Origin of the sequence: Sphingomonas sp. BE138 (assembly GCF_031456125.1) — a bacterium.
Classification (GTDB): domain Bacteria; phylum Pseudomonadota; class Alphaproteobacteria; order Sphingomonadales; family Sphingomonadaceae; genus Sphingomonas.
The window spans coordinates 361,211-374,785 of record NZ_JAVDUC010000001.1 but is presented as its reverse complement, the minus strand read 5'-3'; the positions used below and the strand labels follow the sequence as shown (position 1 = coordinate 374,785).

At 69.5% G+C, this 13,575-nt stretch carries 17 protein-coding genes; 3 read left to right on the top strand and 14 right to left on the bottom strand.

The features are described 5' to 3' along the window. Positions 1 to 21 precede the first annotated feature (21 nt). The 5 genes from J2Y58_RS01595 to J2Y58_RS01575 are packed head-to-tail and all read right to left on the bottom strand — an operon-like array spanning position 22 to position 2,450. Positions 22 to 318, bottom strand: coding sequence for an NAD(P) transhydrogenase subunit alpha (locus tag J2Y58_RS01595; RefSeq protein WP_310097709.1), 297 nt, complete (start codon positions 316 to 318; stop codon positions 22 to 24). A 17-nt stretch (positions 319 to 335) separates the two neighbouring features. Next, the gene (locus tag J2Y58_RS01590; RefSeq protein ID WP_310097705.1) at positions 336 to 704 is read right to left on the bottom strand and encodes a PH domain-containing protein; all 369 of its coding nucleotides are present in this window, start codon (positions 702 to 704) and stop codon (positions 336 to 338) included. A 15-nt stretch (positions 705 to 719) separates the two neighbouring features. Next, positions 720 to 1,196: a hypothetical protein gene (locus tag J2Y58_RS01585; RefSeq protein ID WP_310097702.1), complete on the bottom strand. Its 477-nt coding sequence runs from the start codon at positions 1,194 to 1,196 to the stop codon at positions 720 to 722. A gap of 2 nt (positions 1,197 to 1,198) precedes the next feature. Then, positions 1,199 to 2,320, bottom strand: a complete 1,122-nt coding sequence (locus tag J2Y58_RS01580) for an NAD(P) transhydrogenase subunit alpha (protein WP_310097699.1) — start codon at positions 2,318 to 2,320, stop codon at positions 1,199 to 1,201. Between the two features lie 7 nt (positions 2,321 to 2,327). Continuing rightward, positions 2,328 to 2,450 (bottom strand): aa3-type cytochrome c oxidase subunit IV, encoded by a 123-nt coding sequence (locus J2Y58_RS01575; RefSeq protein ID WP_310097696.1) that lies wholly within the window; start codon positions 2,448 to 2,450, stop codon positions 2,328 to 2,330. A gap of 153 nt (positions 2,451 to 2,603) precedes the next feature. On the opposite strand from J2Y58_RS01575, the gene J2Y58_RS01570 reads away from it, so the two are divergent. After that, complete coding sequence (locus J2Y58_RS01570; protein WP_310098338.1) at positions 2,604 to 4,013, top strand: sigma-54 dependent transcriptional regulator; 1,410 nt, start codon at positions 2,604 to 2,606, stop codon at positions 4,011 to 4,013. A 19-nt stretch (positions 4,014 to 4,032) separates the two neighbouring features. Beyond that, entirely contained in the window at positions 4,033 to 4,788 is a 756-nt protein-coding gene (locus tag J2Y58_RS01565) for an SDR family oxidoreductase (protein WP_310097693.1), read from the top strand. A gap of 6 nt (positions 4,789 to 4,794) precedes the next feature. Here the strand turns inward: J2Y58_RS01565 and J2Y58_RS01560 are convergent, their stop codons facing one another. From J2Y58_RS01560 to J2Y58_RS01520, 9 genes are all read right to left on the bottom strand, one after another. Beyond that, positions 4,795 to 5,682, bottom strand: a complete 888-nt coding sequence (locus tag J2Y58_RS01560) for a bestrophin family ion channel (protein WP_310097690.1) — start codon at positions 5,680 to 5,682, stop codon at positions 4,795 to 4,797. Positions 5,683 to 5,734: 52 nt separating this feature from the next. Next, positions 5,735 to 6,787, bottom strand: coding sequence for a dihydropteroate synthase (folP, locus tag J2Y58_RS01555; protein ID WP_310097688.1), 1,053 nt, complete (start codon positions 6,785 to 6,787; stop codon positions 5,735 to 5,737). Between the two features lie 40 nt (positions 6,788 to 6,827). Then, positions 6,828 to 7,961 carry a site-specific DNA-methyltransferase gene (locus J2Y58_RS01550; RefSeq protein ID WP_310097686.1) on the bottom strand — a complete coding sequence of 378 codons (1,134 nt, stop codon included), beginning with the start codon at positions 7,959 to 7,961 and terminating at the stop codon, positions 6,828 to 6,830. A gap of 183 nt (positions 7,962 to 8,144) precedes the next feature. After that, positions 8,145 to 8,753 (bottom strand): ribonuclease HII, encoded by a 609-nt coding sequence (locus J2Y58_RS01545; protein WP_310097683.1) that lies wholly within the window; start codon positions 8,751 to 8,753, stop codon positions 8,145 to 8,147. Continuing rightward, complete coding sequence (thiD, locus tag J2Y58_RS01540) at positions 8,741 to 9,565, bottom strand: bifunctional hydroxymethylpyrimidine kinase/phosphomethylpyrimidine kinase (RefSeq protein WP_310097680.1); 825 nt, start codon at positions 9,563 to 9,565, stop codon at positions 8,741 to 8,743. The genes J2Y58_RS01545 and thiD overlap by 13 nt, the downstream gene beginning before the upstream one ends. Then, complete coding sequence (locus J2Y58_RS01535) at positions 9,562 to 9,786, bottom strand: DUF1272 domain-containing protein (protein ID WP_310097677.1); 225 nt, start codon at positions 9,784 to 9,786, stop codon at positions 9,562 to 9,564. Before J2Y58_RS01535 ends, thiD begins: the two co-directional genes overlap by 4 nt. Before the next feature lie 53 nt (positions 9,787 to 9,839). Next, the gene (locus tag J2Y58_RS01530) at positions 9,840 to 10,670 is read right to left on the bottom strand and encodes a ferredoxin--NADP reductase (protein WP_310097673.1); all 831 of its coding nucleotides are present in this window, start codon (positions 10,668 to 10,670) and stop codon (positions 9,840 to 9,842) included. A 102-nt stretch (positions 10,671 to 10,772) separates the two neighbouring features. Then, entirely contained in the window at positions 10,773 to 10,934 is a 162-nt protein-coding gene (locus tag J2Y58_RS01525; RefSeq protein WP_310097671.1) for a hypothetical protein, read from the bottom strand. A 15-nt stretch (positions 10,935 to 10,949) separates the two neighbouring features. Continuing rightward, positions 10,950 to 11,204, bottom strand: a complete 255-nt coding sequence (locus J2Y58_RS01520; RefSeq protein WP_310097668.1) for a hypothetical protein — start codon at positions 11,202 to 11,204, stop codon at positions 10,950 to 10,952. Positions 11,205 to 11,304: 100 nt separating this feature from the next. On the opposite strand from J2Y58_RS01520, the gene uvrB reads away from it, so the two are divergent. After that, positions 11,305 to 13,488, top strand: a complete 2,184-nt coding sequence (gene uvrB, locus J2Y58_RS01515; protein WP_310097665.1) for an excinuclease ABC subunit UvrB — start codon at positions 11,305 to 11,307, stop codon at positions 13,486 to 13,488. Positions 13,489 to 13,575 lie beyond the last annotated feature (87 nt).

The following is a 13,575-nucleotide window of genomic DNA, read 5'->3' as shown; positions in this document are numbered from 1 at the left end:
CGGCGTTCGCCGGCATGACGGTCAATGTTTCGCCGCCGGGCGGTCCTTTTTCCTGTACATCGCCAGCATCCGCTGCGTGACCGCGAAGCCGCCGAAGATGTTGATGCTCGCCAGCACCACCGCCAGCAGCCCCAGCCACTTGCCCCCGACGCTGCCGGCCGCGGCGCTGGCGATCAGCGCGCCGACGATGATGACCGAGGAGATCGCGTTGGTCACCGCCATCAACGGCGTGTGCAGCGCCGGCGTGACCGACCAGACGACATAATAGCCGACGAAACACGCCAGCACGAAGATCGACAGGATCGCGATGAAATCCACGATGGCTCTCCTTGTCCTCAGCGCTTGGCCAGCACCAGTTCCGCCAGCAGCCGCTGGATCGCGGCGGGATCCGCGTTGCGGCTGACCTTCAGCGTCAGCGGCTGCGGATTGCCCGACACCCAGATCGCCAGGTCCGAATCGAGGTCGAACGTCCCCGCGCTTTCGACCGCGAAGCGCGTGATCGAGCGGTACGGCACGCTCTGGAACGACACCTTCGTTCCGGTCAGCCCCTGGACGTCGACCAGCACGAAGCGATAGTTGGTCAGGAAGGCGGTGTCGCGCAGCGAGCGGAACGCGGCGAGCACTTCCTCGCCCGCGATCAGCGCATGGCCGAATTTGTCGCGGATCTCGTCCGGCTCGACTTCATGGCTGGAAAACAATCCCATGTCCGTCCCCCTTCGTCAGTCGCGCCGCGCCGCCACCGTGCGATCGCGGATCGTCACCATCTCGCCGAACAGCCGGTCGGCTTCCGCGAAATGCTCGGCACGGTCGCGCTTTGCCTGTGCGGCCGCCCTGCGCTGCTCGTCCTTCAGCGCGCGGCGGCGCTGCGCCTCGGTCTGCACCACGCCCGGCGGGGGTGGCGGCGGCGGCGGACGCGTACATTCGTAGATGGTGTTGCGGTCGTGCTTCGCCCGGTCGGCGACCGCGCGCGCATAGACGTCGGCGAGCTTCGTCCCCGCGAGCGAGCGCACGAAGGCCGCATCGCGCGCCGCGCTCTTCGCCAGGTACGCCTCGACCGTGTCCGGCGCGCAATGCGGCACCACGAACATCTGGTAACGGTCGACGAGGTCGTAGAACGCCTTGCGATCGGCCTGCTCGGGCGACTCGGCCGCTGCCGCCCCGCCGAGCAGCAGCGCGATCGGCAGTGCCCAGGCCATCCTCACGACAGCAGTCGCGCGTTGACCACCTGCCCGCCGCGGGTCAGCCGGATGGCATCGCCGATCTCGGCGTCCAGCACCGGGCGCCCCTGCTCCTTGTCCCAGAAGGTCGACAGGAAATTGTAGAGGTTGCGCGCGAACAGCGCCGAGGCGTCGGCGGGAAGCCGCCCGGCGACGTTGCGATGCCCGACGATCCTGACGCCGTGCCGCTCCACCACCTCGCCCGCGACCGCGCCCTCGACATTGCCGCCCTGTTCCACCGCCAAGTCGACCACGACCGAGCCCGGCCGCATCGACGCGAGCTGCGCATCGCTGACCAGCCGCGGGGCGGGGCGACCGGGGATCAGCGCGGTCGTAATCACGATGTCCTGCCGGGCGATGTGCGCCGAGACGAGTTCGACCTGCGCGGCCTGATATTCCGGCGACATCTCGCCGGCATAGCCGCCCGCGCCCTCGCCCTCGATCCCGGCGACGTTCTCGACGAAGATCGGCTTGGCACCCAGCGACTGGATCTGCTCCCGGGTCGCGGAGCGGACGTCGGTGGCGGACACCTGCGCGCCCAGCCGCCGCGCGGTGGCGATCGCCTGGAGCCCGGCGACGCCCACCCCCATCACGAACACGCGCGCCGCGCTGACGGTGCCCGCCGCCGTCATCATCATCGGGAAGGCGCGACCGTATTCGGCGGCGGCATCCAGCACCGCCTTGTACCCGGCGAGGTTGGATTGCGACGACAGGATGTCCATCGACTGCGCGCGGGTGATGCGCGGCATGAATTCCATCGCCAGCGCCTCCAGCCCGGCGGCGGCATAGCCGTCGACGCGCGCGCGCTCTCCGAACGGGTTCAGCCCCGCGACGACCCAGGCGCCCGGCGCCACGCCGGCCAGCGATGCCGGGTCCGGCCCCTGCACCCCCAGCACGATATCCGCCCCCGCCAGCGTCGCGGCACGATCGGCGACGGTCGCACCGGCCGCGGCATAATCGGCGTCGGCATAGGAAGCCGCCGCCCCCGCCCCGGCCTCCACCGCCAGCGTCGCGCCCAGCGCGGCGAACTTCTTCACCGTCTCCGGCGTCGCCGCCACGCGGCGCTCGCCCGGCGCCTGCTCCCGTACGACCGCGATCTTCACCGCGCGGCTACGAGATGAGCCAGATGACGAGGAAGGCGATCAGGAAACAGGCGACCGCGCCGTACTTGAGCAGCCCGATCATGCTCGTGTAGGTTGCCTCATGTGCCTTCAGATCGGCAGGTTCGGCCATGATGATCCTCTTCCCCTTGGATTCTGCGCGCGACCGTAGGCATGCCGTCGGCAACTGGCAATATGGCCGTCGCTTGTGACGCCGGCGTTTAAGCCGCCCTTTACTCCGCCCCGCTAGGACCGCATCGAACGAACCATGGGGCCGGACCTGAACATGACGCGCAACGGACAACGTCTGCTGATGCTGGTCGACGCCGATGCCGGGCGGCGGCGGACCGTGGCGACGATCGCGGCGCGCAGCGGCTGGCGGACGATCGGGGTCGACGACGGCGGCCACGCGCTGGCGACGCTGGCGACCGAGGACGGGATGCAGCTCGACGCGATCATGCTCGACCACGGCGCCGGGGACGTCGAGCCCGCGCCGCTGATCGCGCAGCTGCGCGCCTATCGCCCGCAATTGCCGATCCTGCTGCTGACCGCGCATGCCTCGGTCGCCAGCGCGGTGGAGGCGATGCGGTCGGGCGCGACCGATTACCTCAGCAAGCCGCTGGCGCCCGAACGGTTGCTCCACGCGCTGGAGGCGGCGGTCGGCGCGACCGCGGCGGGCGAGCTGCGCCCGTTGACCGAGAAGATCCCGGCGATGCTGGGCTTCGACGAGATCGTCGGCTCCGCGCCCGAGTTCCGGGCCGCGATGGCGATCGCGGCGAAGGCGGCGCGTGCGCGCGTCGCGGTGCTGATCGAGGGCGAGAGCGGGGTCGGCAAGGAAGTGGTCGCCGAGGCGATCCACGCCGCCTCGCCGCGCTCGCACCTCGAGCGCGTGACCGTGAACTGCGCCGCGGTGCCGGGCAACACGATCGCCAGTGAATTGTTCGGGCACGAACCGGGCGCGTTCGCCGGCGCGTTCGAGCGGCGCCAGGGCCGCTTCGTCGCCGCGCACGGCGGGACGCTGTTCCTCGACGAGGTCGATTGCCTGCCGCTCGATGCGCAGGCGCTGCTGATGCGCGTGTTGCAGGACAATGAGGTGGTGCCGCTGGGTGCGCGCCATGCGCAGGCGGTCGACGTGCGCGTCATCGCCGCCACCAACAAGCGGCTAGCCGACGAGGTCGCGGCCGGGCGGTTCCGCGAGGACCTGTACTTCCGGCTCAACGCCGTCACCGTGCCGATCCCGCCGCTGCGCGAACGCGCCAGCGACATTCCCGCGCTCGCCCGCCACCTGCTGGAGCGGATCGCGCGCCAGCCGGGCCTGCGCCACCTGAACGTGACCGACGACGCGCTGACGTTGCTGGCGCAATACGACTGGCCCGGCAACGTCCGCCAGTTGCAGAACGCGTTGTTCCGCGCCGCGGTGCTGTGCGAGGGCGACACGCTGACCCGCGCCGACTTTCCGCAGATCGCCGCGCTCGGCAGCCGCCCGACCCCGCGACCGCGCGGCGAGCCGACCGGCGTCGCGCTGTTCGGCGCGGACGGCCATATGCGCGCGCTGGAAGAGATCGAGGCGGACATCATCCGCCTGGCGATCGGCCATTATCGCGGGCGGATGACCGAGGTCGCCCGGCGGCTGGGCATCGGGCGTTCGACGCTCTATCGCAAGCTGAGCGAGCTGGGGATCGACAACGCCGCCTGAGCACGGCACGCTGCCGCGCATGTCGGTGCCGTTTGCCGATCGCCGCTATCTGGTCACCGGCGCCGCTTCCGGCATCGGGCTGGCCGTCACGCACCATCTGGCGGCGCGCGGCGCGGCGCGGCTGGTGCTGGTCGATCGCGACGGCGACGCACTGGCGCGGGTCCAGCCGGGCTGCGCGGTCGATCGGCTGGCCGGCGATGTGTCCGACGAGCTTTTCTGGGACGATGCCGCACCGGCCCTGGCCGCGATCGACGGCGCGGTCCTCAATGCCGGGGTCGCGGGCGCGGGCGCGATCGCCGACCTGTCGCTGGCCGAATGGCGACGGATCCTGTCGGTCAATCTCGATGGCGCGTTCCTGAGCCTACGCGCCGCGATGCGCGCGATGGCGGGGCGTCCGGGCGCGATCGTCGCCGTCGCGTCGGCGGCCGGGATCAAGGCCGAACCGGGGGTCGCCGCCTATGGCGCATCGAAAGCCGGGCTGATCCACCTGGTCAAGGTGGCGGCCAGGGAGGGCGCCGCACAGCGGCTGCGCGTCAACGCGATCGCGCCTGCGGGCGTCGAGACGCCGGTGTGGGACGCCGTCCCGATGTTCGCCGACCGCGCCGCCGCGATCGGGCGTGACGCGGCGTTCGCGGAACTGTCGGCGACGGCGACGCCGCTCGGCCGCTTCGCCCGGCCGGAGGAGGTCGCCGCGCAGATCGGCTTCCTGCTGTCCGACGCCGCCGCGCTGATGACCGGCAGCGTGCTGGTCAGCGACGGCGGCTATACGCTGTAGCGGCGCCTACCACAGCACGCCCGATTTGTCGGGCACCATCGGATCGGGTGCCTCGTCGCCGATCGCCTGCAGCAGGTCGATCTCGATCGTGCGGCACATCGCGGTCAGCGGCAGGTCGTGGACCGTGTTCGCGAACGGATCGACCAGGTCGTCGCCGATCTGCAACACCGCCAGGAACATCAGCCCCGCCACCGTCGACCCCAGCGGCGTGGCGAACCCCAGCGTCTCGACCAGCCCGATCGGCAGCAGGATGCAGAACAGGTGGGTGAAGATCATTGGGAAGAAGCGATATTGATTGGGCAGCGGCGTGTTCTTCAACCGCTCCATGCCGCCTTGCGCATTGGCGATATCCACCAGCACGCTTTCCATCGCCGATTGCTGGATGGTGTCGATCCACCCTTTTTCCTTCGCCTCGTTGATCCGGCGGCCGGTGCCGTCGACGATGCCGTTGGCGGTGTTGGTGCGCGACAAGGCGAAGTCCGCCTCGCCCTTCGACAGGAAGCGCAGCACCTCGTCGTCGACCTTCTGCTTGCGCAACTGGCACCGCAAGGCGTTCACATAGGCGATCTGGCGGAGCACGATCGTGCGCTTCAGGTCGCGCGCCTCGGGATCGGGCAAGAAGTTGCGCGCCGCACGCGCGATGTTGCGGCTGGCGTTGATCATCAGCCCCCAGAGCGACCGGCCCTCCCACCAGCGCTGATAGGCCGAGTTGCTGCGAAACCCGAGGAACAGCGCCAGCGCCGAGCCGAACAGCGTCAACGGCAGTTCCGGCGCGTGAAACGGCAACACGTAATAGGTGACGGTGACGACCACGTCCCAGATGAACAGGACGCTGAGCGGCTTCCAGACCTCTCGAACGATCTGGGTGTAACTGGGTACCGGCGTGACGATCATGCCGCGGCTAACGCATGTTCATCGTTTCGGTGCCAGTATCATTTTCTTTCTCTCACGACACCGCCGACAGCGCATGGTCGCGCAGCCCGCGCCAGACGCGCAACGCCTGCACCGTTTCGCGCACGTCGTGGACGCGCAGCAGCTGCACCCCCGCCTGTGCACCCGCCACCGCCAGCGCCACCGACCCGCCGAGCCGTTCCGCCACCGGCGCCTCGTTGTCGAGCGCGCCGATCATCCGCTTGCGGCTGGCGCCCAGCATGATCGGGCAGCCCAGCCCGTGGAACAGCGCCAGCCCGCCCAGCAGCGCCAGATTGTCGGCGAGCGACTTGCCGAAACCGATGCCGGGATCGACCATGATCCGCGCGCGATCCACCCCCGCGGCGACCACCGCCTCGACGCGCGCCTCCAGCCAGTCGAACACCTCGGTCACCACGTTGCCGTAGCGCGGGCGGCCGTGCCCGCCGGCCCTGGGATCGGGCGAGTGCATCAGGATCACCGGCACGCCCGCCCGCGCGACCAGCTCGAGCGCGCGGTCGTCCCACAGCAGCGCCGACACGTCGTTGACGATCCCCGCCCCCGCCGCCAGCGCTGCCTCCATCACCGCGGCCTTACGCGTGTCGACCGAGACCAGCGCGCCGCCGCGCGCCAGCCGCTCGACCGCAGGAGCGACGCGGCGCGCCTCGTCCTCCTCCCACACCGGCGCGGCCCCGGGGCGCGTCGACTCGCCGCCGACATCGATCACCGCCGCGCCGTTCGCCGCCATCGCCATCCCCGCCGCGGCCGCGCCGGCCGGATCGTCGACATGCGCCCCGCCGTCGGAGAAGCTGTCGGGGGTGACGTTCAGGATGGCGGCGACCTGTGGCTGGTCGAAGCGCAACGTCCGACCGCCCAGCACCCAGGGGGCGCGCGGCGCGCAGACACGCGCGTGGAGCGTCGCGGCGCGCGGTCCGAGCTGTGCGACATCGGCGACGGGCACGATGCGGCGCGTGTCGCCGTCGATCACCTCATAGGCCGCGAACCACTGCATCCCGCCCGCCAGCCGCGCGACATGGCCATCGGGATAGGCGAACGGCGCATCGGCGAAGTGGATCGGGCGCAGGTGCATGCAGCTAACTCCCCCCTCCCTGGAACGGGAGGGGCTTACGTCACGGTTGCGTGGCGAGCAGGTACGTCTGCCGCAGCGTGTCGATCGCCTTCAGCGCGCCGTCATGCTCGTAATGCCAGAAGGTCCAGCCGTTGCACGCCGGTGCGCCCTGCACCGTCGATCCGACCTTGTGGATCGACCCGCTGGCGCCGCACGGCGAGGAGAGCGAGCCGTCTGCGCGCACCATCGCCTGCCACCGCCGCTTGGTATCGACCAGCATCGTGCCCGGCGTCAGGTAGCCGTTCTCGACCAGCACCCCGAACGCCACCTTCGGCTGCGACTTGGGGCTCTGCATCGTGGCGAGCGCCGATTCGTCGAGCGGCAGCGCGGCGGCGATCCGCTCCTCGGCCGCGGCGATATAATCGCCCTCGCGCTCGATCCCCATCCAGCGGCGGCCGAGCCGCTTGGCGACCGCGCCGGTGGTGCCGGTGCCGAAGAACGGGTCGAGCACCACGTCGCCCGGCTTCGTGCAGGCCAGCAAAATGCGGTACAGCAGCGCCTCGGGCTTCTGCGTCGGGTGGACCTTCACACCGTCCTTCTTCAACCGCTCGCCGCCGCCGCAGATCGGGAATTCCCAGTCGGAGCGCATCTGCAACTCGTCGTTCAGCGTCTTCATGCTGCGGTAGTTGAAGGTGTAGCGCGCCTTTTCGCCCTTCGACGCCCAGATCAGCGTCTCGTGCGCGTTGGTGAAGCGCGTACCGCGGAAATTCGGCATCGGATTGGCCTTGCGCCACACGATGTCGTTCAGGATCCAGTATCCGAGGTCCTGCACCGCGGCGCCGACGCGGAAGATGTTGTGGTAGCTGCCGATCACCCAGATCGTGCCGTCGTCCTTCAGCACGCGGTGCGCCTCGGCCAGCCACGCGCGCGTGAACGCGTCGTACTGCGCGAACGTGTCGAACTTGTCCCAGTCGTCGGTCACCGCGTCGACGTGGCTGCCGTCGGGACGGAACAGCTCGCCGCCGAGCTGGAGGTTGTACGGCGGGTCGGCGAAGATCATGTCCACCGACTTCGACGGCAGCGCCTTCATCTGCGCGATGCAGTCGCCGCGCAGGATCCGGTCGAGCGGCAGCACCGCCGGCGTTTCCGCCGCCGTCGCCCGCCGTCCGCGCACGACCTTTTCCAGAACCCCCATCGCCTTCAAGCTCCCCGTTTCGAGCCCCAGAAGGGCGGGAAAGCGCGAGTCCGTCAAGGGTCGTGCGGCGAAGCGAGTCGAGGCGCGACTCGTTGCAAAACCGGAACAAGATGAGTCCGTGTCCATATATTGAGTCGTGCGCGACTCGGCGGACTCAACGGGTGGTGGTGTGACCCAAAAGACTCAAAGCGGCAAAACACATTGCGCGACCGGCGCGAAGCTGCGGCGGTGCAGCGGGGTCGGTCCGTGCTCGCGCAACGCGGCGAGGTGCTGCGCGCTGCCGTAACCCTTGTTGGCGTGCCAGCCGTAATGCGGATGCGATTCGGCGGCGGCGATCATGATCCGGTCGCGGGTGTGCTTGGCGACGATCGACGCCGCGGCGATCGAGCGGCTGTGCGCATCGCCCGAGACGATCGCGGTCGCGGCATAGCCCCAGCGCGGCAGGCGGTTGCCGTCGACCAGCACATGGCCCGGCGCGCACCCCAGCACCTCCGCCAGCCGGTCGACCGCCAGCGTCATCGCCTTCATCGTCGCCCAGTAGATATTCAGCGCGTCGATCTCGGCCGGCTCGACGATCCCGATCCCCAGCGCCGCGCAATCGGTCAGCCGCGCGCACAGCCGCTCGCGCTCCGTCGCCGACAGCTTCTTCGAATCGTCGATCCCGCGCGGCACGCCCCTGGCGGGCAGCACCAGCGCACAGGCGACGACCGGCCCGGCGAGCGGCCCGCGCCCCGCCTCGTCCACCCCCGCGACCGGGGGCAGGCACGCACGCTCGTGCTTCAGGCCCGGCATGCGCGCTCCCACGCGTCGAACGGCGCGGTGCCGAGCGCGTGGCCCATCGGCCCGTGCCCCTGCCCCAGCCCCGGCGCGGCGCCCAGCGCGGCGCGGACGTACCGGATCGCGCGCGCGATCGCCGGCTCCAGCGTCAGCCCGGCGGCCAGCCCCGTCGCTATCGCGCTGGCCAGCGTGCAGCCGGTGCCGTGGCTGTGGCGGGTGTCGATGCGCGGGTTGCCCCATTCGGCGATGGTGCCGGTCGCGTCGACCAGCCGATCGACCACCGTGTCGCCGCTCGCATGCCCGCCCTTCACCAGCACCGCAGCGCCGGTCCGCGCCGCATACGCGCGCGCGGCGGGCTGGATCTCGGCGGCGTCGAGCGCCTCGCGCCCGCACAGCACCGCCAGCTCGGGCAGGTTCGGCGTGATCAGCGTGCTCATCCGCGCCAACCGCTCGAACGCCGCGATCGTATCGGCATCGGCCAGCGTCGCGCCGCTCGTCGCGACCATCACCGGATCGAGGACGATCGGCACCGCATATGACGCGCCCGCCAGTTCGTCGGCGACGGCCGCCGCGATCGCCGCGCCGCCCAGCATCCCGATCTTGACCGCATCCACGCCGATGTCGCGCGACACGCATGCCATCTGCTGGCGCACCATTCCGGGCGACAGCGCCGTGACGGCCTCGACGCCCAGCGTGTTCTGCGCGGTGACGGCGGTGATCGCGGTCATCGCGTGCCCGCCCAGCATCGCGACGGTCTTGATGTCCGCCTGGATACCCGCGCCGCCGCCGGAGTCGGAGCCGGCGACGATCAGGACGCGCGGCGTCACGCGCGGAACCGCCGTTCGGTGGCGGCGGGATGCTGCTTCAACGCCTTGCCGACGCGTGCCGGGCGGTCGAGCAACTCGCCGCCGCAATTCGGGCAGGTTTCGTCCAGCGCATCGGCGCAATCTGCGCAGAACGTGCATTCGAACGAACAGATGAACGCGCCGCCCTCGTCGGCGGGCAGGTCCGCGCCGCAGCGTTCGCAATCGGGTCGCATGTCGAGCATGGCGCGGGCTTCTAGCGCGCCACCCGCACGCCGTCACCCCGCCCGCTCCGCCGTCAATCGACGAACGCGCGCTCGATCACGAACTGGCCCGGGTTGGCGTTCGACCCTTCGACGAACCCCTTGTGCTCCAGCGTCGACGCGATCTCCCGGATCATCGCGGTCGATCCGCACAGCATCACCCGGTCGGTCTCGGGATCGAAGCGCGGCTCGCCGTCCAGCGCCGCGAACAGCCGCCCGCTCTCGATCAGCGCCGGGATGCGCCCGGTCGTATGGAAGTCCTCGCGCGTGACCGCGGGGACGTAGTGGAACCGGGTCGCCGCCTCGTCCGCCACCAGCGGATCGTCCGCCAGCCGCGCGCTCAGCTCGTCGTGGAAGGCGAGATCGTTGACGCGGCGCACCCCGTGGACGATCACGACCTGGTCGAAACGCTCGTACACGTCCGGATCGCGCGCGACGCTCAGGAACGGCGCCAGGCCGGTGCCGGTCGACAGCAGGAACAGCCGCTTGCCGCCCTCCAGCGCGTCCAGCACCAGCGTACCGGTCGGCTTCTTGCCGAGGTACAGCTGGTCGCCCGGCTCCACCGCCTGCAACCGTCCGGTCAGCGGGCCGCCCGGCACCTTGATCGACAGGAACTCCAGCTCCTCCGCCCAGGCCGGGCTGGCGATCGAATAGGCGCGCATCACCGGCTTGGCGGGCTTGTCCTCCGTACCGCCCTCACCCGGCAGCCCGATCATCACGAACTCGCCGGAGCGGAAGCGAAACGACGCCGGGCGCTCGACCGCGAAGCTGAACAGATGCTCGTTCCAATGGCGCACCCATTTCACCGCCACGCTGTGGAAGGCGGTGGACTCGGGGATAAGCACGGGCGCGCGCAGGTCGGTCATCGGTGATCCGGTCTGTGGATGGGAATTCTTGCGAATGGCGCGCATTATGGTGCGCATCCGACAGGGTCAACCATAGCTGGGCTTGGGCGCGGGCAAGCGTGCTCAGTCGCGCTGTGCCAGCGGCGCCTGTACGAAGCGCAACGCCACCCACTCGGTGGCCGCCGCCAGTTCCTCCGCCACGCGCGGCGCGTCGCCGTCGTCGACCAACGTCGCGGCGATCCGGCGCACCACCGTCGCATCACCGGAAAGCGCGGCGTCGAACATCGCCAGCAGCGTCGCCTACGCCGCGGTGACATGTTCCGCGCCGGGCATCCCGAACCGCAACCAGCGCAGCGCATGCGCATCGAGCAGCGCCATCAGCCTCGTGAAATCGGGCAACGCCGCCATCACCCCGCGCCACCCGAACCCGGGGGCCAGCGCCGCGCACGGGCAGCGCCCGGCCCGCGCCGCGGCGGTCCACATCCGCATCGCGCCGGTCAGGAAATGGAAATGCTCGTCCAGGTCCGGCGGCAGGCGGTCGAGGAAGCGGTACATCAGGTCACCTCGATTTGCGATTGACTCGCAGTAGCTGACACGGAACACATCGTCAACGCTGCCCTTTCGCCGCGCGGACCGTGCGCCCATATTGCCGCGCATGGCGATCCAGATCCGCACCAACCTGGCCGAACCCGAAACCGGCGAGGCGTTCGTCCCGCACCGTCCGAACCGCCCCGACAAGGTGGAGGGCGGCAAGCCGTTCAAGCTCGTCAGCGAGTATCAGCCCTCCGGCGATCAGCCGACCGCGATCCGCGAACTGGTCGAAACCGCGCGCGCGGGCGAAAAGGATCAGGTGCTGCTCGGCGTCACCGGCTCGGGCAAGACCTTCACCATGGCCAAGGTGATCGAGGAGATGCAGCGCCCCGCCCTGATCCTCGCGCCCAACAAGATCCTCGCCGCGCAGCTCTACGGCGAGTTCAAGTCGTTCTTCCCCGACAATGCCGTCGAATATTTCGTCAGCTATTACGATTACTATCAGCCCGAGGCGTACGTCCCGCGCTCCGACACCTATATCGAGAAGGAGTCGAGCATCAACGAGGCGATCGACCGCATGCGCCACTCGGCGACGCGGTCGCTGCTGGAACGCGACGACGTGCTGATTGTCGCGTCGGTGTCGTGCCTCTACGGCATCGGCTCGGTCGAGACCTATTCGGCGATGATCTTCGACCTGAAGAAGGGGCAGAGCGTCGACCAGCGCGAGATCGTCCGCAAGCTGGTCGCGTTGCAATACAAGCGCAACGACGCCGCGTTCCAGCGCGGCAATTTCCGCGTGAAGGGCGACAATCTCGAAATCTTTCCGTCGCATTATGAGGACAGCGCGTGGCGCGTGTCGTTCTTCGGCGACGAGATCGAGGAGATCGTCGAGTTCGATCCGCTGACCGGCAAGAAGTCGGCGAGCCTGGGCTCGATCCGCATCTACGCCAATTCGCACTATGTCACGCCCGGCCCGACGATGAAGCAGGCGACGGAGGCGATCAAGCACGAGCTGTCCGAGCGGCTGAAGGAGCTGGAGATCGAGGGCAAGTTGCTCGAGCGCCAGCGGCTGGAGCAGCGAACGAACTTCGACCTCGAGATGATCGCCGCGACCGGCAGCTGCAACGGCATCGAGAATTACAGCCGCTTCCTGACGGGCCGCCTGCCCGGCGAGCCGCCGCCCACGCTGTTCGAATATCTGCCCGAGAACGCGCTGCTGTTCGTCGACGAAAGCCACCAGACGATCGGCCAGATCAACGGCATGTCGCGCGGCGACCACCGCCGCAAGATCACGCTGGCCGAATACGGCTTCCGGCTCCCCTCGGCGATCGACAACCGCCCGCTGCGCTTCAACGAATGGGACGCGATGCGCCCGCAGACCGTGTGCGTGTCCGCGACGCCGGGCACGTGGGAGATGGAGCAGGCCGGCGGTGTCTTCGCCGAACAGGTCATCCGCCCCACCGGCCTCATCGACCCGCCGGTCGAGATCAAGCCGGTCGAGGAGCAGGTGCAGGACCTGATCCAGGAATGCCGCAAGACGACCGAGCTGGGCTACCGCACGCTCGTCACCACGCTGACGAAGCGGATGGCGGAGGACCTGACCGAATATATGCACGAGGCGGGGATCAAGGTCCGCTACATGCACTCCGACGTCGAGACGCTGGAGCGTATCGAGCTGATCCGCGACCTGCGGCTGGGCGTCTACGACGTGCTGATCGGCATCAACCTGCTGCGCGAGGGTCTCGACATTCCTGAATGCGGACTGGTCGCGATCCTCGACGCCGACAAGGAAGGCTTCCTGCGCTCCGAAACCTCGCTGATCCAGACGATCGGGCGCGCGGCGCGCAACGTCGACGGGCGCGTGATCCTCTATGCCGACCGCATCACCGGCAGCATGGAGCGCGCGATGAACGAGACCGCGCGCCGCCGCGAGAAGCAGCAGGCGTACAATGCCGAGCACGGCATCACGCCGACGACCGTGCGCAAGAACATCGGCGACATCATCGCGCACGTCGCGTCGAAGGACCAGGTGACGGTCGAGATCGACGAGGATCGCCCGCACATGGTGGGCCACAATCTGCGCGCCTATATAGAGGAGCTGGAAAAGAAGATGCGCAAGGCCGCCGCCGACCTCGAATTCGAGGAAGCCGGACGCCTGCGCGACGAGATTCGCGCGCTGGAACAGGAAGAGCTGGGCCTGCCCGTCGAGCAGCAGAAGCTGCCGCTGATGGGGCGCAGCAACGAGGGCAAGCCCGGCACGCGCAAGACCCGCTTCGGCAAGACGCAGCGCAAGTTCGGGAAGCGATAAGGGGCGACGGGCACCTCCCTTCCCCCGCAACCCATTCCCGTCACCCCGGCGAACGCCGGGGTCCAGCGACGCAGCGTTTCAGGACGA

Bases quoted from the DNA above. Each gene is read 5' to 3' on its own strand.
- J2Y58_RS01535 (WP_310097677.1), bottom strand. From the start codon at position 9,786: ATGCTCGACATGCGACCCGATTGCGAACGCTGCGGCGCGGACCTGCCC.
- J2Y58_RS01575 (WP_310097696.1), bottom strand. From the start codon at position 2,450: ATGGCCGAACCTGCCGATCTGAAGGCACATGAGGCAACCTACACGAGC.
- J2Y58_RS01590 (WP_310097705.1), bottom strand. From the start codon at position 704: ATGGGATTGTTTTCCAGCCATGAAGTCGAGCCGGACGAGATCCGCGAC.
- J2Y58_RS01520 (WP_310097668.1), bottom strand. From the start codon at position 11,204: ATGTACCGCTTCCTCGACCGCCTGCCGCCGGACCTGGACGAGCATTTC.
- J2Y58_RS01560 (WP_310097690.1), bottom strand. From the start codon at position 5,682: ATGATCGTCACGCCGGTACCCAGTTACACCCAGATCGTTCGAGAGGTC.
- J2Y58_RS01545 (WP_310097683.1), bottom strand. From the start codon at position 8,753: ATGCCGGGCCTGAAGCACGAGCGTGCGTGCCTGCCCCCGGTCGCGGGG.
- folP (WP_310097688.1), bottom strand. From the start codon at position 6,787: ATGCACCTGCGCCCGATCCACTTCGCCGATGCGCCGTTCGCCTATCCC.
- J2Y58_RS01550 (WP_310097686.1), bottom strand. From the start codon at position 7,961: ATGGGGGTTCTGGAAAAGGTCGTGCGCGGACGGCGGGCGACGGCGGCG.
- J2Y58_RS01530 (WP_310097673.1), bottom strand. From the start codon at position 10,670: ATGACCGACCTGCGCGCGCCCGTGCTTATCCCCGAGTCCACCGCCTTC.
- J2Y58_RS01585 (WP_310097702.1), bottom strand. From the start codon at position 1,196: ATGGCCTGGGCACTGCCGATCGCGCTGCTGCTCGGCGGGGCGGCAGCG.
- J2Y58_RS01565 (WP_310097693.1), top strand. From the start codon at position 4,033: ATGTCGGTGCCGTTTGCCGATCGCCGCTATCTGGTCACCGGCGCCGCT.
- uvrB (WP_310097665.1), top strand. From the start codon at position 11,305: ATGGCGATCCAGATCCGCACCAACCTGGCCGAACCCGAAACCGGCGAG.
- J2Y58_RS01525 (WP_310097671.1), bottom strand. From the start codon at position 10,934: ATGTTCGACGCCGCGCTTTCCGGTGATGCGACGGTGGTGCGCCGGATC.
- J2Y58_RS01570 (WP_310098338.1), top strand. From the start codon at position 2,604: ATGACGCGCAACGGACAACGTCTGCTGATGCTGGTCGACGCCGATGCC.